We start from the raw sequence: 19397 nt of genomic DNA, 5'->3' as shown, positions 1-19397 counted from the left end.
CCCTTGCACGATCATTCCACCGACACCTCTCCTGCAATTCCTGGAGACAGCCCTTCATCATGTCCCGCCTCTTGACACGGGACATAAGAGGATGAGGGTCTGGCAGCGGTGCTGCTGAGTCTCCACTCCTTGAGCACTTCTTCATCCGTCTCGGCGTCGATCACCTTGGCAGCCAGCGCATCAAACCTCTTCCGATCCACCAACTGCGCCAGCGCCCATACCGCCGCACCGCGAACCAGCGGGCTTGCATCATCGAGCAAGCGTTCGGCCTCTGCTGCCAGCGACGAATCCTCCGCGTTGCCGATCGCGATCAGCACGTTGCGGACAAAGCGGTCGCGGCCGATGCGCTTGACCGGCGATTTCGAAAACAGGGCGCGAAATGCGGCGTCGTCGAGCCGCGCCAACTCTCCCAGCGACGGCGCGCGCAATTCCGCGCGCGCGGCGAGTTTGGTTTCTCGACTTTTTTGCGCGAATTTGTTCCACGGGCACACGGCGAGGCAATCGTCGCATCCATAGATGCGGTTGCCGATGCTTTTGCGAAATTCACGCGGAATCGGACCCTTGTTCTCGATCGTCAGGTAGGAAATGCAGCGTCTTGCATCGAGCTTGTAGGGCGCGGGGAACGCCGCAGTCGGGCAGATCTCCTGGCAGGCGTTGCAGGAGCCGCAATGGTCGGTGTCGGCGGTGTCGCGCGGCAGCTCGGCGGCGGTGAAGATCGCGCCGAGAAACAGCCATGAGCCGAACTCGCGCGAGACCAGATTGGTGTGCTTGCCTTGCCAGCCTAGTCCTGCCGCCTGCGCCAGCGGCTTTTCCATCACCGCTGCAGTATCGATGAACACTTTTACTTCCTCGCCCGATGCCGCGACCAGCCATCGCGCCAGCGTCTTCAGGCGCTTCTTGATCACGTCGTGATAGTCGTCGCCCTGGGCATAGGCCGAGATTGCGCCGCGTGTACGCTTTTCGAGAAGCGCGAGCGGATTATCATCGGGGCCGTAATTGAAGCCGAGCATAATGATCGATCGCACGCCCGGCCACAGCACGCGCGGATCCATCCGCCGCTCGGGCTGAGCGGCGAGCCAGTCCATGTCGCCATGCGCACCGGCATCGAGGAACTCGCGAAAATATTTTCCGGCATTGCCGAGCTCGCCGGGATCGGTGACGCCGATGCAATCGAAACCGAGCGTCGCGGCTTCGCGCACGAGCGCGGACTTCAGATCGCTGGCGGAGAGCTTGACGCCCTGGCTCAGAAGTCGAGGTCCACGTAGGTCCGCGACGCCGGCACGCCCGCCAGCCATTCGCTCAAGAGCGGGCGGAACGACGGGCGGGATTTCACCCGCGCGTACCACATCTTTGCTGCTTCGTCCTCGCTCCATGGCACATCGCCCAGATAATCGATCGCCGAAAGGTGCGCCGCGGCGGCGAGATCCGCGTAGGTCAGCCGGTCGCCGGCGAGGAAGTTCCGCGTTTGCGCCAGCCAGCCAATATAGGCCAGATGATAGCGCACGTTGGCCTTGGCTGCGCGGATTACGTCGGCCGCCGGCGCGCCGCCGCCATTCTCCTCGCTCATGAAACGCTTATAGATGCGCTCGGTCACCAGCGGGTTCGATGCCTCCTCGAAGAATTTTTCGTTGAACCAGGCCATCAGCCGGCGCACCTCCACACGCTCGGCCATCGAGGCCGGTAACAGCCGCCGCTCGCCCGCTTCCAGGCCGTGCGTCTCATCGAGATATTCGGCGATGACGCCCGCGCCGGGGATCGGCGGAAAGCCGTCGGCCATCAACACCGGCGTGGTGCCTGCGGGATTGAGCACAAGAAACCCTTCACGCCGCTCCCAGGCTCGCTCTTCCACCAGGCGCAGGTCGAGGCCGTGTTCGCCCAGCACCAGGCGAATGAAGCGCGAATGCGGACAGAACGGATGATGATAGAGCGTGTACATGAAATCCTTGAACAATTCGCGGCGACGCTCAAGGAACCCGAGCGGCCAAGCCGCGTCATGCGAATCGCGACACTGCAGCCTATTCGGTTCTGCCTTAAATCAGTACCGCATAGGCTCTAGCCTTCGTTTTGACGTGTTTTGTTCGCGCGAACCGGGATTCAGTTCGCTCGAAAACGCTATAGCCAAGCCGGCGCAAGAGGCAACCTGTCTTTGGCGTTTTTTTGCGATTGCGGCATCGGGATGAATAAGCGAGAAGGGCGCGATTTTCCAGCCAAAACGGACCCACATCATGATGTCGGATGTAGTGAAGGCGGTGATTCTCGGCATCATCGAGGGCGTCACGGAATTCCTGCCGGTTTCGTCGACCGGCCATATGCTGGTCGCGCAACGATTCTTCGGCCTTGGCGAGGGCGCATTCTGGCAGAGCTTTGTCGTGCTGATTCAGCTCGGCGCGATCCTCGCCATCGTCATGCTCTATTTCGTCAAGTTGTGGCGCGTCGCGCTCGGCATGTTCACCAACCCCGATGACCAGCGTTTCGTGATCGGCGTATTGCTGGCGTTTCTGCCTGCGGTGGTCATCGGCCTGGTTGCCGGCAAGTACATCAAGGAGTTTCTCTTCAATCCCTGGGTGGTGTGCTTCACCTTGATCGTCGGCGGCGCAATTCTGTTGTGGGTCGATCAGCTCTATCTCAAGCCGACACAGCATGACGCCACGCGCTATCCGCTAATGATGTATCTGTGGATCGGCATCGCGCAATGCGTGGCGATGATCCCGGGCGTGTCGCGCTCTGGCGCCAGCATCGTGGCGGCAATGCTGCTCGGCGGTGACAAGCGATCGGCCGCGGAGTTTTCGTTCTTTCTCGCGATCCCGACCATGGTCGGCGCGTTCGGCTATGATTTCTACAAGAACCGCGCCGAGATGACGACCGATCATATCGGCATCATCGCGATCGGCTTCGTGGTCTCGTTCATCACCGCGGCGATCGTGGTGAAGACGTTCCTCACCTATGTCACGCGTCACGGATTCACGTTCTTTGCGTGGTGGCGCGTCGCTATCGGCACGCTCGGCCTGATCGCGCTGGCGCTGGGGAAGTAGTCCCCGCAATTTTGTAGGGTGGGCAAAGCCACCGGGTCGCGCGAACGCGCACCCGATGACAGGCTCCGCGTGCCCACCATCACGAGCGCGGTGCTGGATGGTGGGCACGGCGCAAGTGCGCCTTTGCCCACCCTACGAAACCTCTAAGCGTTCTTGCGCTGAAACTGCCCGGCGGCGCGGAAGCGCCAGAGATATTGCGGGGCGATCGCTTCCATCGCTTCCGGCGTAATGCCGAGGCCTTGCAGCGTCAGACCGGCTGCCTTCGCTTCGTCCGACACGACATTGTCGACTTGCAGCATCGCCACCTGGTCCGGCGTCAGCTTGAACGGACCCGGCGCGAATTGCAGGAAGTGCGCCTTTAGCTTCGCCAATCCCCACGGCAGCGACACCAGCATGCGCTTGCGCTCGGTGATCTTGAGAATGATTTCCATGATCTCGCGCATGGTCAGCACATCAGGCCCGCCGAGCTCATACGTCGCGCCCGGCTTGGTCTTGTCATCGACGGCGTCGGCGACCGCGGTGGCGACGTCGGCGACATAGGCCGGCTGCACCCGCGTCACGCCGCCGATCAGCGGCAGGAAGGGCGATATCCGGGCGAGTGCGGCAAAGCGGTTGGTGAATTGATCCTCGGGCCCGAACAGCAGCGACGGCCGCAGGATCGTGGCCGATGGCGCTGCCGCCAGCACGGCCTTCTCGCCAGCCGCCTTGGAGCGGAAGTAGGCCGACGGCGAATTCTCGTCGGCGCCGATCGCCGATACATGCACCATCTGCGCGCCGATGGCGGCGGCGGCTTTGGCGATGGTTTCGGCGCCTTTGGTCTGCACCGCGTCGAACGTCTGCGCGCCGCTCTCGGCCAGGGTTCCGACCAGGTTGACCACGGTTTCGGAACCGCGCATCACCGCCTCGACCGAGGCCGGGTAGCGCAGATTGGCCTGCACGGGGTGGATCTGGCCAACGCGGCCGAGCGGTTGCAGGTGCCCCGCCAGTTCGGGCCGCCGCACCGCCACCCGAATCCGATAGCCGCGCTTGGCCAGCGCCCGGACCACGTTTCGCCCCAGAAAGCCCGATCCGCCAAACACCGTGATGAGCGTTTCCAGATTCGATGCCGCGTGCAATGCCATCGGGGTCAATTCCTGCCGGTCAAATTCGAAGATATCGGTGGGATTTAGCGGATTCGCGATACGCCAACACGCCACCGCTGTACAGCGTATTTGGTTGGCATTGAAGCGATTTGACAAGCGCGTGACCGTTCCTTACTAACCCGCCCGGGCCCAGGTGGCGGAATTGGTAGACGCGCTGGCTTCAGGTGCCAGTGGCTTCACGGCCGTGAAGGTTCGAGTCCTTTCCTGGGCACCATTGCCCTTGCCCAACCAATCGAGATGTCGGCGTGGTGCGCAAGGCGGCGCAGCCGGCGCGCGGCAGGCGAAATTTTCTCAAGTTTCGGGCAAGGCTTACTTGTCGGGGCGAATTGAGCCGCCTTGTCGGATCCATCTAGGTAGAATAGAACGAAATAGGAACGGCGGGAAGGTTTGGATGCCTTACGATGGCCGAGCGGTAGCAAATTTCGTGCTCGACAAGTGTGCCGAGCGCGGAGTGGAGGTCTCGAACCTGTCGCTGCAGAAGATCGTATACTTCTGTCACGTGTGGTCATTGATTGAGCTGAAATCGCCACTCGTCGGCCAGCGATTTGAGGCTTGGGAATACGGACCTGTTCTTCCGTATCTGTATCGCGAATTTAAGAGCTTTGATCGGTCTCCCATCCGTGGGCGCGCAACGCGAATCGATCCTCTGACTGGTCGCAGCGAAGTTGTGCAATACAATTTTGATGGTGCCACAGCAGATATGCTCACAAAAATAGTAGCATTCTATTCCCGTCTTCGGCCGGGGGATCTAGTTGAACTTACACATGCTGCAGGGGGTCCGTGGTACACTGTGTGGAATCACCCAGGGGCGATAAACCCCGGCATGAAGATCGAAGATGAGCAAATAGTAAGTTTCTATTCCAAGCGCGTACCACCATTCATGTTGCAATGAAGCGAGGCCGGCGTGTCGAAACTCAAAGTGCCATCAGTACAGCATCTGGCTCGCAATTGGCGCAACACGCCCGAGCGAACTTGCCGGAAGCTCGTCTCGCTAGTCGAAAACCCTCCGATCTTTAACTACAATCCATTGTTTGCCGCGGTTCGGGACATGCTGGTCTTCAATCAGCCCTATGATGAAATCGTGGAAGGTATTCGCCGCGGCATTAAGCGGGCCAACGTGCGTGAAAATCTGCTAGGCGTTCTTCCGCTCATCCGGGACCACTTTGCCAGTGTGGCCCCCGACTTCGTGCAGGCTATCGACCGGCGTTACTATTCGATCGGCCGTGGGTTGATGGTGCCCTTTGATCCCCCGCTGTTGTACGGGACGGGCGGTAAGCTGACCTTTCCGTGGTTTAGTTTCTGGCGATCCAATCCATTGGCCGACGCGCGACTGTCGCTCTTCGTAACGCTGGTAGACGAATTGCTGGCAGACGACCCTGATCTGGCTGCGGCAGATTTCCAAATTCTGGATTTCAGCGTGCCGAAGGTGAAGAAGGCGGGCCGGTCGAAACCGCCGCGCCAACTTCGTATCATTGACGCGCGTGATATTCCTCGTGTCAGTGAGTCAACAAAGCTGGAGATGCTGACCGTCTTTGCGGAGGGCTATTTCATGGCAATTGCAGAACTGTCCACTAGTGCAAAAGCGCGGCCATCCGATGGCCAGACCCAAGCGCGCGATCCGAGGCAGGCGGATTTCTTTGAAGATGACCCCGTGGTCCCGTCCTAACCAAAGACACTTGTTCAGCTCTTTTGGCGGCTTCGATGCGCTATGGATTCGACCGCTCTATCTCGGCAATAGAGGCAGCGAAGACTGCTTGAATTACTGTGCAAGATATTGGCTGGGTTTAACGAACGATTGGATCCAACACCGAGCCACTTGCATATCCATGCAGACGTCCGTGTAGGCCTAGGGCTTCGGCTTCGGTCAGGCTCGCGATACAGTCTGCAACGAAGCGAGCGGGACTCTCGGCACCGTCCAGCCAAAGGTAGCGCAAGCGCATTGGAAGATATTTCGGAATGCCCTTTTTCGAATCTTCGAAAAGATAGTCGAAGAGCGTCCGCAGGACCCGTTCTTGACCTTTCTGTTGGGCCGCGAGCGATGGGTTGTTAATGACGTAGTCGCGTGTGATTTGTTTTAGGATGAGAACTTCGTCGGCCTCCCCGCTATCAATAGCCACTGTTTTCCCAGAAGCGTCAGGTTCATGCAAACGGGCAGCTCGAATGTACCGGCCAATCAGCTTTGAGGTCATGGTGCGGAGCTGTTGCCTTTGGTGGCGAACTCCTTCGTAGGGCTCATTAATCAATTCCGCGAAGGACCCAGCCAAAAACGAATGCAAGTCGCGAAGAGCTTCGCGGAGCCGCCCTTCGGCATTCAATGGTGCGTTGTACCAATTCGCAACGGCGCGAGAAACGATCTGCTCGCTCTGATCGCCATTCAAAATCCGGTGCCATGGCAATACGCCACAGCGGTGGAAATCCTCGAGATCGTGAACGGAATATGCTATGTCGTCCGCCCAATCCATCAAATCGGCCTCGGCAGTCTTGGCGTCGTTGGAGAAAAACTCGCGAGCAAAACCAAAGTCGTCAGCCTCGGTCTTGTACGCTCCCCATTTCTTCGCGCGTCCTGCAACCCGGGAATCCCGAAGCCAAGGGTATTTGAGGCAGGCTGCGAGTGTTGCTCTCGTCAGATCAAGACCTGGACATTCGTCAAACCGAACAGCCAGCTTCGTGAGAATGCGAAAGGATTGCGCGTTCCCTTCAAATCCGTCGTTGTCATAGCGTTCGACAAGCTCATGCAGGACATGTTCCCCCACGTGACCGAATGGAGGATGACCTAAGTCGTGCGCCAAGCACGCGGCCTCGACCACTTCGGGGTGAACGCCGAGTTCGGTGGCGAGCTTCGGCGATTGTTTGACGCAGTTTTCAGCGAGGCGGCGCCCCACCTGGGCTACCTTGATCGTATGCTGCTGGCGCGTGTGGAAGACGTCGGACTCACCGGCGCGTACGATCTGAGTAACGCCTGAAAGTCGGCGGAACGCTGACGAGTACAGGATACGGTCTCGGTCTCGTTCGAACCGGCTCCTCTGATCCTCCTGGATGGCACTGTGACGCCGCTGAACGCGGTTTGCTTCGCTCCACATAGAAGCTGCTTAGCTAGGCAGCCTCGCGGATAACACACAGCCGCAGTTTTGGTCCGAGGACCAGAACGCCCTTGTCCAGAGCGCGCTGCATAGTCCGCTGTATGTCGTATGGCAGGTAGCCTTTTTGGGAGAAAAGCTGGACCAGACTCAGAGCGTCGATCCCGGCTTCGTGACGAGCTACCTCATCAAGAAGTTCCCGCTCGTCCGGACGTCCTTTGCTGGCCTTAGTGTCGGACGTCATAGCAAACCCTCCAAGGTCATCATCAGCGCTTCATTTATCGCTTATTCGTCGATCTCTGGCAATTGCCCAACTTGCCTCATAGAGCCGAAAAGCTACAGCATTAAGGTCGTCAGCCGGTTAATAATTCCAGCTTGGTCGGCGCTTGCTCCGGATACAAAGCCGGCACAGTCGCTTGTCGGCAGCATCGAAAGCCCAGCAAAATCAGGCGTTCGGGAATGCAATGGTCCAGTCCTTTCCTGGGCACCATTGCCCATGCCCGAACACGTAACGACAGAGCTTAGGCGATGCGCCGAGTGTCGTCGTGGCGCTAAGCTTTCCGGCCATCATGCGCCGTCACGCCACGGGCCACTAGCCCGCGCCGTCCGGATCAACATTGCTGCGGGATTGTCCGTTGTGGCCGGACGTGTGCCCGTCCGGGCCGCGGCGGAACACGCCATAATTGCTGGACTTCATCCCGCCGCCGTCAGCCGTCGCAACCGTCAACCCGAGCTTCAACAGCTCGCGCACGGCCGCGGCCCGGGTCGGCATCCGGTGCTTGAAGCGGAAATCGTCGATTGCCGTCAGCTCCTCGGGCGACAGCATCACCTGTAGTCGTTCATCGCGCATCTCGGACATCGGAATGATCCAGATTGTCGGAACAACCCGAACTGAGGTGGTTGAGCAATTTACTCAACATTCGTTCTTGGTGCTGGTTCCCTCAAACGCGACTCTGACGCCAAGTTAGCTAAATACATCAGTAAAAACAGCGTGTTAACGGTTGATTTAGGATGTGCGCGAGCGCATAATCTTGGACATGGAGTACAGCCATGACCGAGAACATCAAGCTGCCACGCAAGCTGTCCGAAGAGCGCGAACAGCCACCGCCGCGCCGGCCGAGCCATGCGGACGTCATTGAAAATCTCGACCGCTGGGCCAACAGCCCGGAGCTTCAGCCGCCGAAATCACCCGACGAGAAGACGGCCTGATCGGGGCCCCGCCTTCCGGCAGCAACTGCAGGGACGGCAAGACTTCGCCTCGTGCGAAGCGGGCGATGGCGTGATTAGCGGACAAAATCAGGGCGAACTCCGCAATTCCCGCCCTAAAGCCATGGTCGGCCGCTCGCCTCCGGCGGCTCCGGGCGCTAGTGTTTCGGTCGAATCGACCTGAGACACGAGGCTTTCCTTCATGACCATCCGCCTGCATCGCGGCGACCTGCCCGATCTGTCCCGCTACAAGGATTCGGTGGCGATCGATACTGAGACCATGGGGCTCAATCCGCATCGCGACCGGCTCTGCGTAGTGCAGATGTCGAATGGCGACGGCACGGCCGATGTCATCCAGATCCCGAAGGGCCACACCGACGCGCCGAACCTGAAGGCGCTGCTCGCCAATCCGGCCATCACGAAGATCTTCCACTTCGCCCGCTTCGATGTCGCCGTGCTCTACAACACGTTCGGCGTGATGCCGCAGCCGGTCTATTGCACCAAGATCGCCTCGCGGCTGAGTCGCACCTATACCGACCGCCACGGCCTGAAGGACCTGGTGCGCGAGGTGCTCAACATCGATCTGTCGAAGCAGCAGCAGTCGAGCGACTGGGGATCAGAGAGTCTGAGCGAGGCGCAGCTCGCCTATGCCGCCTCCGACGTGCTGCATCTGCATGGTCTTCGCGAGCGGCTCGATGCCATGCTGGCGCGCGAGGGGCGGATGGCGATGGCGCAGGCCTGTTTCGAATTCCTGCCGACCCGGGCCAAGCTCGATCTTGGCGGCTGGGAGGCCGAGGATATCTTCGCGCATTCGTGACCGGGACTAATTGAAGCGCCGGGTTGCCGGCTTCCGCCCCGTTTCGGTCACACTCATCGCGAGTGTCCGGGCTGCATAATCCCGCGATTGCGGGTAGGATGACGCTCTCTTTGGCGTCTTTGGAGCCGCGGTGAACTCGATACAGAACCCAGCCTTTGCCACCGGCATGGAGGCCCGCTTCGCTGCGGCCGCCCGTCACAGCCGGATGGTGCGGGTGCTGCGGGTCGCGGTCCCGGCGGCGGTGCTGCTGGCCATGGCCGGTATCGTCGCGATCTCGATCTTCAACCCGTTCCGCATCACAGGGCTCTCAAAGCTGCCGGTCGACATCGGCAATCTCGTAGTGTCAGGCACCAAGATCACCATGGAAACGCCGCACCTTGCCGGCTTCTCCACCGACCAGCGCCCATACGATTTGTGGGCCAAGGCGGCGATCCAGGATCTGACCAATCCCGATCACGTCGAACTGCAGACGCTGCGGGCCAAGGTCGTGATGGAGGACAAGAGCACCGTGACAATGGATGCCCGCACGGGGTTTTTCGACAGCAAGCAGCAGATGCTCGACCTGCGCAAGGATATCTTCCTGCAATCCTCCACCGGCTATGAGGCGAAACTGTCGCAGGCCTATGTCGACATCAACAAGGGAACAGTGACGTCGGACGAGCATGTCGACGTCAAATTGCTGAACGGTACACTCACCGCCGACCGGCTCAGGATCATCAACAGCGGCGAGATCGTGCGCTTCGAAGGCAATGTCGTGATGAACCTGGTCATGGAAAGCCCTCCGGCGCCTGCTCCTGAGCCTGAGCCGCAGCCAGCGCCGAAGACGCGGTCCATCAGCGGCAAGTCCGCCAACACGAAATGATCGCTATGATGCAGTTGTTCTCGCGCAGGTTTGCGGCCGCAGCGCTTGTCCTCGCGTTGAGCGCCGCCTCCGATGGTGCCTTCGCGCAAGGCGCCATGTCGGGCGTGCCGAATGCGATGCAGGGCTTTTCGCAAAACCGCGATCAGCCGATTCAAATCGAGGCGGCGTCGCTCGAAATGCGCGACAAGAAGAAGGAAGCGACCTTCGCCGGAAACGTGAAGGTCGTGCAGGGCGACACCACCATGACCTCGAAGTCGCTGGTGGTGTTTTACGACTCCGGTCCGGCATCGGACGCGCCGCCCGCCGCACCCAAGGGATCGAAATCCGGATCGATGCAGTCCGCGACCCCCGGGCCCGGCGGCAGCTCGTCGATCCGACGGCTGGAAGCCAAGGGCTCCGTCGTTGTCACGCAAAAGGACCAGGTCGTGACCGGCGAGACCGCGATTTTCGACACGCGGGCCAACCTCATCACCATGGTGGGCGGGGTCGTGCTGACCCAGTGCAAGAACGTGCTCAAGGGCGATCGCCTCAAGGTCGACATGACGACCGGCGTGTCCCGTGTCGAATCCGACAGCGGCAAGGTGCAGGGCATGTTCATCCAGGGAGAGAATTGCGGGTCGGGATCGGGCGGGGCGAAGCCCGCTCCGGTCCAGATACCCTCGCTAATCCCCGGAAAAAAATAAGCCAGATCAGCGCCTTAAAGATTATTTGGGGCGGTCACGGTTGAAGCCGGTAGCGCTAGCCTGTATCTACTGGGCAGGTCGCACGGCGGGTGTTTCGCTGGGCAGGGGACATCCATTCATTCATGGTTCGCCAGCGAAGCGATTCGCCGGCGGGCGCATCGCGGAAATCACCGTGAAAGGCTTAAGCGAAGCGGGATGGTGGATTTACTCGGCATGTTCCGTCGACGCCCCGCGAAACGCGGCCCTGTGGGCTTTGCGCGTTCGCGCGAGGACATCACCGCGCTCGGCGATTCCTTCGGCGACATGCTGGCGAGCCCGGTGCGCGATGCGCCGCCAATGGCGCGTTCGGCTTCGCTGCCCGGGCTGGAATTGCCGCAGCCCGAGCCCCACGTCGAACCGCCGCGCCAGGACAGAGCGCGTTCACGGGCCCAGGCGCCTCGCGCCAAGTCCAATGGCGGCGAAGCGCCGCGCCTGATCAAGCGGCCCGGCTTTCTCGCTGTGCACAGCGTGGAAAAAAGTTTTGGCACGCGGCAAGTGGTGCGCGGCGTCAGCATCTATGTTCGCCGCGGCGAGGCGGTCGGCCTGCTCGGTCCGAACGGCGCCGGCAAGACCACCGTGTTCTACATGATCACCGGGCTGATCAAGGCGGATCGCGGCGCCATCGAACTCGACGGTCACGACGTGACGAAACTGCCGATGTATCAGCGCGCGCGGCTCGGTATCGGTTATCTGCCGCAGGAAGCCTCGATCTTTCGTGGCCTCACTGTCGAGCAGAACATTCGCGCCGTGCTTGAGGTCGTCGAGCCCAACCGCAAGAAGCGCGAAGCCGAGCTCAATTCGCTGCTCGATGAATTCAACATCACGCGCTTGCGCAAATCGCCTTCGATCGCGCTCTCCGGCGGCGAGCGCCGCCGCGTCGAAATTGCGCGCGCGCTGGCGACGCGTCCGAACTACATGCTGCTCGACGAGCCCTTTGCCGGCATCGATCCGATCGCGGTTGGCGACATTCAGGACCTGGTCCGCCATCTCACCAATCGCGGTATCGGCGTCCTGATCACCGACCACAATGTGCGGGAAACGCTCGGCCTCACCGACCGCGCCTACATCGTCTATGCCGGGCAGATCCTGACTGAGGGCAGTCCGGAAGAGATCGTCAACGATCCGGATGTACGCCGTCTTTACCTTGGCGAGGAATTCCGATTGTAGCGCGCGAGGCGCCCAAAGTGCGGGCGGTTTGGCGATAAGATCTTGCGCTCATTTAAGAATTTATGGCGCGCCCGGACGCAAAACCGGCTCCCAGTTTTGCGGATCGCGCTATAGCCCAATTTTTGCATACGTCAAGCCGTGTACAAGGGCTTTGGACTAATATAAGCAAGAATCGGACCAACTTTTAGTGGATCGGTTCTTGGCCTCATGGCGCTGACGCAGAGATTAGAGTTCCGGCAGTCGCAGTCGCTGGTGATGACGCCGCAATTGATGCAGGCGATCAAGCTGCTGCAATTGTCGAATCTCGACCTGTCGGCCTTCGTCGAGGAGGAATTAGAGCGCAATCCGCTGTTGGAGCGGGCCAGCGACGGCCCCGAACCCCCGGTTGCAGGCGAACCGGTATCCGAGCGCGCCGAATTCTCCGATTCCGGCAGCTATGGCGAGGATGGCGGCGGCGATGCCTTCGATATGAGCACCGGCCCCGGGAGCGAGACCTTCGAGCCCGGCCAGGAGGACTGGCTGAACCGCGACCTCGGTAGCCGGACCGAGATCGAGCAGACGCTCGACACCCCGCTCGACAATGTCTTTTCCGAAGAGCCCGCCGAAGCCGCCGCGCGCGCCGCACAGGACGCGGCGCCGACCGCCTACACCGAGTGGGGCGGGGGCGCCTCCAATGACGACGAATATAATCTGGAAGCCTTCGTCGCCGCCGAGGTGACGCTATCCAGCCACCTCGCCGAACAGCTCGCGGTCGCCCTCAGCGCGCCGGCGCAGCGCATGATCGGGCAGTACCTGATCGATCTGGTCGACGATGCCGGCTATCTGCCGCCGGATCTGGGACAGGCTGCCGAGCGCCTGGGCGCCTCGCAGGCAGACGTCGATGCCGTGCTCGCGGTGCTGCAGACGTTCGATCCGCCCGGCATCTGCGCGCGGAACCTGAGCGAATGCCTCGCGATCCAGCTCCGCGAACTGAACCGCTACGACCCCGCCATGCAGGCGCTGGTGGAAAATCTCGATCTGCTGGCGCGGCGCGACATTGCGTCTTTACGCAAGCTGTGTAGCGTGGACGACGAAGACATCACCGACATGATCGGCGAGATCCGGCGTCTCGACCCGAAGCCCGGCCTCAAGTTCGGCTCGGCGCGTACGCAGACCATGGTACCTGACGTCTATGTACGGCCCGGCCCGGACGGCGGATGGCATGTCGAACTCAACAGCGACACCTTGCCGCGCGTGCTGGTCAATCAGGTCTATTACACCGAGCTGTCGAAGACGATCCGCAAGGACGGCGACAAATCCTATTTCAGCGACTGCCTGCAGAACGCGACCTGGCTGGTGCGCGCACTCGATCAGCGCGCCCGCACCATCCTGAAGGTCGCCACCGAAATCGTCCGCCAGCAGGACGGATTCTTCACCCATGGCGTCGCGCATCTGCGACCCCTGAATTTGAAGGCGGTGGCGGACGCGATCCAGATGCACGAATCCACGGTGTCGCGGGTCACCGCAAACAAATACATGGCGACCAATCGCGGCAGTTTCGAGCTGAAATATTTCTTTACCGCATCGATTGCTTCGGCCGACGGCGGCGAGGCGCATTCGGCGGAAGCGGTCCGCCACCACATCAAGCAATTGATCGATGCGGAAGCGCCGAGTGCAATCCTCTCCGACGATACCATCGTGGAACGATTGCGCGAATCGGGCATTGATATTGCCCGCCGCACGGTCGCGAAGTACCGCGAAGCCATGCGCATTCCTTCCTCGGTCCAGCGCCGCCGCGATAAACAGAGCATGCTCGGTAACGCCCTTTCCGCTCCCGCCACTTCCTCCGACCGGTCCCGCGATACGGCGCCCGCCTGATTGCGTTCGCGTCAGATCGCGATAGTGTCAGGTCCCCGACAGAGCGCGGCCCGGAAAGCGACACCGGCATTCCGAATGGGCCTTGCTCCGGCACCACCAGAGTAGTCGAGGCATCAAGCGAGGCATCCAATGACCCTTCGAATCTCCGGGAAGAGCATCAGTGTCGGTGAGGCGCTTCGTTCGCGGGTCAGCGAGCGCACCGATGAGGTCTTGAGAAAATATTTCGATGGCAATTATTCCGGTCACATCACGCTGAGCAAGGACGGCTTCGGCTTCCGCACCGATTGCGCGCTGCATCTGGACTCCGGAATTACGCTGGAGGCCGATTCCAACGCTCCCGACGCCTATGCCAGCGCCGACCAGGCGCTATTGATGATCGAGAAGCGCTTGCGGCGCTACAAGAGCCGGCTGAAGGATCGCTCGGCCCGCAAGGCCTATGCGGCCTCCGCGGCGCTGGCCGAGATCGATGCTCCGGTGCTCGACGCGCCGAGCTATGTGATCGAGGCCCCGGCGGGAGGTGACGAGGAGGTCTCGTCTTATAGCCCTGTCATCATCGCGGAGGCGACCACGTCGCTGAAGCGGCTTTCGGTCAGCGAGGCGGTCATGGAACTCGATCTGACCGGGGCCGCCTGCATCGTGTTTCAGCACGGGTCCAGCGGCCGGGTGAACATCATTTACCGCCGGGCGGACGGCAATGTCGGCTGGATCGATCCTCCCTCGGTTACCCCCTGAGATCTATGCCCAATGGCATTGACGCCCCCATTGGCCCTCCCTATGGTCCGCCGCTCCTTAAGCATAGGGTGCAGGAACTGGCTCTTCGGGAGTTGGCACCGCGCGTGCGTTGGAGTAGAAGCCGTGCAAATCGGGACCCGGGCTTAACCCCGCCTCCCGTCTCATCTTCTTGACGCCCCGGTTCTAGAACCTATCTCGCAACCTCACGGTTTAATTCACCTCGGAACGCCCCATGACGATTACCGATCTGGTCGCACCCGAGGCGATTCTCCCCGCTTTGAAGGTCATCAGCAAGAAGCAGGCGCTGCAGGAGCTGGCGGCGCGCGCCTCCGCCCTGACCGGCCAGAACGAACGCTCGGTATTCGAGGTGCTGTTGCAGCGGGAGAAACTGGGCACCACCGCCGTGGGCTATGGCGTCGCCATTCCGCATGGCAAACTGCCGAAGCTGGAAAAGCTGTTCGGGCTGTTCGCCCGGCTGGAACGCCCGATCGATTTCGAGGCGATGGACGGCCAGCCGGTCGATCTGATCTTCCTGCTGCTGGCCCCCGAAGGCGCCGGCGCCGACCATCTGAAGGCACTGGCGCGGATCGCGCGCCTGTTGCGCGACCAGGATGTCGCCAAGAAGCTCCGCGCCTCCCGCGACGCCCAGGCGATCTATTCGGTGCTGGCGCTGCCGCCGGCCAGCGCCGCCTAGTTCCTCGCGAGGAACGGCCATTTCTCGCCCAGTGGTAGAGCGGCTAAACGCAATTTTAAGCTAAATGGCCGTTATTTGGTTCGCTGGGATTTTTCCTCTGCCCGGAGAACATTGCCATGACGCTGCGGCTGACGATTTCGCGCGCGATATTGATTTTTGGATTGGTCACTGCATTGGGCCTCGGTGCCGTGATTGCCACCAGTGTTTACGGGCTGTCGCAGCTCAAGGTCGGCGGCCCGCTCTATAACCAGATCAAGCTCGGCAACGACCTCATTGCCGACATCCTGCCTCCGCCCGAATATGTCATCGAGGCCTATCTCGAGGCCACCCTCGTGCTGCACGATCCGGCGCAGCTTTCGTCGCATCGCGACCGGATTGCACAGCTCAAGAAGGAATATGACGAGCGGCACGATTTCTGGACCAAATCCGATCTCGATCCGGTGCTGAAGACGAAGCTGGTCGAGAAGTCCGATAGCGAGGTGCGCCGCTTCTGGACCGCGATCCAGGGCGGCCTGTTGCCTGCGCTCGCCAAGGGTGACAGCGCGGCTGCGGCGAAATCCTATACCGAGATCACCGCACGCTATACCGCGCACCGCGCCATCATCGACGACATTGTCAAGCAGACCAACGACCGGAACGCGGCGACGGAAGTCGCGGCAACGGGCCGCGTCAGCATGTTCACATGGGTGCTGTGGGGCGTTTCGGCCGCGGTGTTTCTGGTCATCGGCGCCGGCATTTTCGGCGTGGCATTCGGTGTCATACGCCCCATCGCCGAAATGACCGACGTGATGAAGGGCCTTGCCGGCGGCGATCTCTCTGTCTCGGTCCCGGCCCTCAGCCGCGGCGATGAAGTCGGCGCTATGGCGCGCGCGGTTCAGGTGTTCAAGGACAATGCGCTGCGCGTGCAATCGATGGAGTCGGAGCAGGCCAGCCTTAAGCTGAAAGCGGAAGGCGACCGCAAGGCCGCGATGCAGCAGATGGCCGACGGGTTCGATGCCGCGATTGGAAAGATCATTCAGACCGTGTCGACCGCCTCATCCGAACTCGAATCATCGGCCGGGAAGCTGACCAAGACCGCCGAAGTGACCCAGATGCTCTCGGCAACCGTTGCCTCCGCATCGGAGCAATCCTCGGCCAACGCGCAGTCCGCTGCGGCGGCCGCGGAAGAGATGGCCTCGTCGGTGTCTGAGATCAGCCGGCAGGTCCAGGATTCGCACAAGATATCGCGCGAGGCGGTGAGCCAGGTCGAGCAGACCAATGCGCGAATCGCCGATCTCGCGCAGTCCGCCAGCCGGATCGGCGAAGTCGTCAAGATGATCAGCGCGGTCGCCGAGCAGACCAATTTGCTGGCGCTGAACGCCACGATCGAAGCGGCGCGCGCCGGCGAGGCGGGACGCGGATTTGCGGTCGTCGCCTCCGAGGTCAAAGCGCTCGCCGCGCAGACCGCGAAAGCGACCGAGGAGATCAGTGAGCAGATCGGCCAGATGCAATCGGCGACCAATCAGTCGGTGTCGGCGATCCAGGAAATCGGCGGCACGATCGGCCGCATCGCGGAAATCTCGCAGGCAATCGCGGCGGCCGTGGAAGAGCAGGGCGCCACAACTCAGGAGATTTCGCGGAACGTGCAGCAGGCGGCGCAGGGCGCCACGCAGGTCGCGGGCAGCATCACCGACGTCAACCGCGGCGCGACCGACACCGGCGCGGCATCGACGCACGTGCACGGTCTGGCGCGCTCGCTATTGGGACAGAGCAATCATCTCAAAGGCGAGGTGGAGAAATTCCTCTCGACCGTGCGCGCTGCTTAGGCGGATTGGATTTGCATTAACGAAGATACGCGGGCAATGCCCGCGTATCCGAAACCCTCTTCTCGCACCTCGGCATCAGATCAGCCGATGCCGGCGAAGCTTCGTCAGTGACAGCAGCAAGCGCTGCGTCAGTGCACGCTGACGGCCTGAAGCTCGTTGCTCCATGCGTTGGCGATCGCCGCTTCGCGGCTATCGGTCAGCATGATCGGGGTGCCGTCGGCGGCATGCAGCGCGAACAGTTTCAGCCCCGGCGCGATTTTCGGCGCCTGCGGAAACAGTCCCGGCACGTCCTCGGAACGGACTTGTTTCACGTAGGCGATGTGGCCTTCACCAAGATGGGCCAGTGCCTCAACGGAAACTTTTTCGGGTTCGAAGGTCACACTCACGTCACTCATGGTCTCGACTCCTCTGGAGACTAAGCGGTCGAGTCCGCTCCTTGTTCCACTATTATTCGTGCTCATTGATAGCGATTGTCTTAACGACCCTTTCAGGTTCCGGCCTGGCAAGGTCGATCGACAACAGCCCGTTTTTCAAATCCGCGCCCAGCACCTGCATCCCCTCCGCCAGCACGAAGGTGCGCTGGAAGTGGCGGGCGGCGATGCCGCGATGGATGTATTGCCGGGCCTTGTCGTCCTGCTGGCGGCCCCGGATCACGAGCTGGTTTTCCTCAATGGTCACATCGAGTTGGTCACGGGTAAAACCCGCCACCGCCAGCGTGATGCGCAACCGTTCGGGTTGGCCGTTGGCGCGGTCACACCGCTCGATGTTGTAGGGAGGATAGCCGTCGGCGCCTTTGACGACGCGATCGAGCGCACGCTCGATTTCGTCGAACCCAAGCAGGAACGGACTTGATAACGAAGGAACACGAGACATCACAAAGTCCTCTCGAAGCGACTTTGAGGGGCCCTTGCGGCGCCCCATTCAACCGGCCGGCCGACTTGCCGTCCGGTCAGGGGAGAATATGGGGGTGATTTGGGGAGGGTTCAAGCACCTCTGAAACCTGTGTAAATCGCTGCGGCAGTGGTTTATCGCCTGTCATTCCGGGGCGCGAAGCGAACCCGGAATCTCGAGATTCCGGGTTCGATGCTCCGCATCGCCCCAGAATGACACGGCTATGCTTCGATGCGCTTCTTTCCATCGGCGGTAAACAGATGCAGCTTGTCGGGCGCGGCGACGGCCCTGATTCGCTCGCCGATGGCGGGGCCGACAGCGCCGGGAATGCGCACGATGATTTCCCCCGGCGGCAGTTCGCCCGGGGTGGCGGCGACCCCCTGCATCTCCTGCTGCCGCGTCCCGTAGACGAAGGTCTCGGCGCCAACGCGCTCGATCGCTTCCACGGTGAGGCCGAGCGCCACGCCGCCGGACACCGTTTGGTTCGAGATGACAAAATCCTCAGGCCGGATGCCGATGATGCCGGCTTCGGCGGCGCGGGCATCGTCGGCCAGTTGCGATTTCAATTCGGAGCGCAGCGGCATCAGATTCATCGGCGGAGCGCCAATGAAGGAGGCGACGAAGGTGGTGGCGGGCTTCTGGTAAATTTCCAGCGGGTTGCCGATCTGCTCAACCTGGCCGCCGTTCATCACGACGAGAATGTCGGCGAGCGTCATCGCCTCGAGCTGGTCATGAGTGACGTAGATCGATGTCGTGGACAGCCGGCGCTGCAATTTGCGGATTTCGACGCGCATGGCGATGCGCAGCTTGGCGTCTAGGTTCGACAGTGGTTCGTCGAACAGAAAGACTTTTGGCTGCCGCACGATGGCGCGGCCCATCGCCACGCGCTGGCGCTGGCCGCCCGACAATTGCCGCGGCTTGCGGTCGAGCATTGCGCCGAGCTCGAGAATGCGCGCGGCTTCCTCGACGCGCGTCTTGATCTCGCCCTCGGCCATGCGGCGATTGCGCAGACCGTAGGCCATGTTGTTGTAGACGCTCATGTGCGGGTAGAGCGCGTAATTCTGGAACACCATCGCAATGTCGCGCTCGGCCGGCTCGATCTGGTTGACGACGCGCCCGCCGATATCGATCTCGCCGCCGGTGATGGTCTCCAGCCCCGCGACCATGCGCAGCAGGGTGGACTTGCCGCAGCCGGACGGGCCGACCAGCACGCAGAACTGGCCGTCGCTGACCTCAAAGTCGATGCCCTTGATGGCCTCGAAGCCGCCAAGATACGTTTTGCGAACGTTGCGGAGGGTTACATTAGCCATGGAGTTTTCCCAGCGAACGGCGAATGGGGAGTAGTAGCGAATAGGGAAGCGCACGCGAGCGAGAAGGCGCAAACACTCTATTC

At 61.4% G+C, this 19397-nt stretch carries 21 protein-coding genes and 1 tRNA gene; 13 read left to right on the top strand and 9 right to left on the bottom strand.

What is annotated here, in order from left to right:
* Positions 1 to 11 precede the first annotated feature (11 nt).
* Positions 12 to 1295: a tRNA epoxyqueuosine(34) reductase QueG gene (queG, locus tag IVA95_RS31660; protein ID WP_247514060.1), complete on the bottom strand. Its 1284-nt coding sequence runs from the start codon at positions 1293 to 1295 to the stop codon at positions 12 to 14.
* On the bottom strand, positions 1244 to 1936 hold the full coding sequence (locus IVA95_RS31655; RefSeq protein WP_213252530.1) for a glutathione S-transferase family protein: 693 nt from the start codon (positions 1934 to 1936) through the stop codon (positions 1244 to 1246). The genes queG and IVA95_RS31655 overlap by 52 nt, the downstream gene beginning before the upstream one ends.
* Positions 1937 to 2225: 289 nt before the next feature.
* Between IVA95_RS31655 and IVA95_RS31650 the strand changes: the two genes are divergently transcribed.
* Entirely contained in the window at positions 2226 to 3032 is an 807-nt protein-coding gene (locus tag IVA95_RS31650; protein ID WP_247514059.1) for an undecaprenyl-diphosphate phosphatase, read from the top strand.
* A gap of 143 nt (positions 3033 to 3175) precedes the next feature.
* Here the strand turns inward: IVA95_RS31650 and IVA95_RS31645 are convergent, their stop codons facing one another.
* Positions 3176 to 4153, bottom strand: coding sequence for a complex I NDUFA9 subunit family protein (locus IVA95_RS31645; protein WP_247514058.1), 978 nt, complete (start codon positions 4151 to 4153; stop codon positions 3176 to 3178).
* Positions 4154 to 4301: 148 nt separating this feature from the next.
* On the opposite strand from IVA95_RS31645, the gene IVA95_RS31640 reads away from it, so the two are divergent.
* The 3 genes from IVA95_RS31640 (at position 4302) to IVA95_RS31630 (ending at position 5840) form a co-directional block, all read left to right on the top strand.
* Positions 4302 to 4388: transfer RNA gene (locus IVA95_RS31640), tRNA-Leu, on the top strand.
* 177 nt (positions 4389 to 4565) lie between these two features.
* A complete protein-coding gene (locus IVA95_RS31635; protein ID WP_247514057.1) occupies positions 4566 to 5066 on the top strand; it encodes a type II toxin-antitoxin system antitoxin SocA domain-containing protein in 501 nt (166 codons plus the stop codon).
* A 12-nt stretch (positions 5067 to 5078) separates the two neighbouring features.
* Entirely contained in the window at positions 5079 to 5840 is a 762-nt protein-coding gene (locus IVA95_RS31630; protein ID WP_247514056.1) for a hypothetical protein, read from the top strand.
* A 118-nt stretch (positions 5841 to 5958) separates the two neighbouring features.
* Here IVA95_RS31630 and dgt read toward each other — a convergent pair whose 3' ends face one another.
* The 3 genes from dgt to IVA95_RS31615 all read right to left on the bottom strand — a co-directional run bounded on the left by dgt (position 5959) and on the right by IVA95_RS31615 (position 8110).
* On the bottom strand, positions 5959 to 7254 hold the full coding sequence (gene dgt / locus IVA95_RS31625; RefSeq protein WP_247514055.1) for a dGTP triphosphohydrolase: 1296 nt from the start codon (positions 7252 to 7254) through the stop codon (positions 5959 to 5961).
* 13 nt (positions 7255 to 7267) lie between these two features.
* A complete protein-coding gene (locus IVA95_RS31620; RefSeq protein WP_247514054.1) occupies positions 7268 to 7495 on the bottom strand; it encodes a hypothetical protein in 228 nt (75 codons plus the stop codon).
* A gap of 348 nt (positions 7496 to 7843) precedes the next feature.
* Positions 7844 to 8110 (bottom strand): hypothetical protein, encoded by a 267-nt coding sequence (locus IVA95_RS31615; RefSeq protein WP_247514053.1) that lies wholly within the window; start codon positions 8108 to 8110, stop codon positions 7844 to 7846.
* A 191-nt stretch (positions 8111 to 8301) separates the two neighbouring features.
* Between IVA95_RS31615 and IVA95_RS31610 the strand changes: the two genes are divergently transcribed.
* From IVA95_RS31610 to IVA95_RS31570, 9 genes are all read left to right on the top strand, one after another.
* Positions 8302 to 8460 (top strand): hypothetical protein, encoded by a 159-nt coding sequence (locus IVA95_RS31610; protein WP_247514052.1) that lies wholly within the window; start codon positions 8302 to 8304, stop codon positions 8458 to 8460.
* Between the two features lie 199 nt (positions 8461 to 8659).
* Complete coding sequence (locus IVA95_RS31605) at positions 8660 to 9274, top strand: ribonuclease D (RefSeq protein WP_247514051.1); 615 nt, start codon at positions 8660 to 8662, stop codon at positions 9272 to 9274.
* Positions 9275 to 9440: 166 nt separating this feature from the next.
* Positions 9441 to 10136, top strand: coding sequence for an LPS export ABC transporter periplasmic protein LptC (lptC, locus tag IVA95_RS31600; protein ID WP_247514064.1), 696 nt, complete (start codon positions 9441 to 9443; stop codon positions 10134 to 10136).
* 5 nt (positions 10137 to 10141) lie between these two features.
* Positions 10142 to 10819, top strand: coding sequence for an LptA/OstA family protein (locus IVA95_RS31595; RefSeq protein WP_247514050.1), 678 nt, complete (start codon positions 10142 to 10144; stop codon positions 10817 to 10819).
* Between the two features lie 195 nt (positions 10820 to 11014).
* Entirely contained in the window at positions 11015 to 12025 is a 1011-nt protein-coding gene (lptB, locus tag IVA95_RS31590) for an LPS export ABC transporter ATP-binding protein (protein ID WP_247514049.1), read from the top strand.
* 207 nt (positions 12026 to 12232) lie between these two features.
* A complete protein-coding gene (rpoN, locus tag IVA95_RS31585) occupies positions 12233 to 13882 on the top strand; it encodes an RNA polymerase factor sigma-54 (protein ID WP_247514048.1) in 1650 nt (549 codons plus the stop codon).
* Between the two features lie 129 nt (positions 13883 to 14011).
* Positions 14012 to 14614: a ribosome-associated translation inhibitor RaiA gene (gene raiA, locus IVA95_RS31580; RefSeq protein WP_247514047.1), complete on the top strand. Its 603-nt coding sequence runs from the start codon at positions 14012 to 14014 to the stop codon at positions 14612 to 14614.
* 232 nt (positions 14615 to 14846) lie between these two features.
* Entirely contained in the window at positions 14847 to 15308 is a 462-nt protein-coding gene (ptsN, locus tag IVA95_RS31575) for a PTS IIA-like nitrogen regulatory protein PtsN (RefSeq protein WP_028347914.1), read from the top strand.
* Between the two features lie 116 nt (positions 15309 to 15424).
* Positions 15425 to 17113: a HAMP domain-containing methyl-accepting chemotaxis protein gene (locus tag IVA95_RS31570; protein ID WP_247514046.1), complete on the top strand. Its 1689-nt coding sequence runs from the start codon at positions 15425 to 15427 to the stop codon at positions 17111 to 17113.
* A 128-nt stretch (positions 17114 to 17241) separates the two neighbouring features.
* Here the strand turns inward: IVA95_RS31570 and IVA95_RS31565 are convergent, their stop codons facing one another.
* The 3 genes from IVA95_RS31565 to IVA95_RS31555 form a co-directional block, all read right to left on the bottom strand.
* On the bottom strand, positions 17242 to 17508 hold the full coding sequence (locus IVA95_RS31565; RefSeq protein ID WP_057850486.1) for a DUF1150 domain-containing protein: 267 nt from the start codon (positions 17506 to 17508) through the stop codon (positions 17242 to 17244).
* Between the two features lie 52 nt (positions 17509 to 17560).
* The gene (locus IVA95_RS31560; RefSeq protein WP_028347911.1) at positions 17561 to 17986 is read right to left on the bottom strand and encodes an Hsp20 family protein; all 426 of its coding nucleotides are present in this window, start codon (positions 17984 to 17986) and stop codon (positions 17561 to 17563) included.
* A gap of 239 nt (positions 17987 to 18225) precedes the next feature.
* Positions 18226 to 19314: a sn-glycerol-3-phosphate import ATP-binding protein UgpC gene (locus IVA95_RS31555; protein ID WP_247514045.1), complete on the bottom strand. Its 1089-nt coding sequence runs from the start codon at positions 19312 to 19314 to the stop codon at positions 18226 to 18228.
* Between the last annotated feature and the right edge of the window lie 83 nt (positions 19315 to 19397).

It is taken from the genome of Bradyrhizobium sp. 157 (genome assembly GCF_023073815.1).
In the GTDB taxonomy this organism is placed as follows: Bacteria; Pseudomonadota; Alphaproteobacteria; order Rhizobiales; family Xanthobacteraceae; genus Bradyrhizobium.
This window is presented reverse-complemented; position numbering and strand designations above follow the sequence as displayed.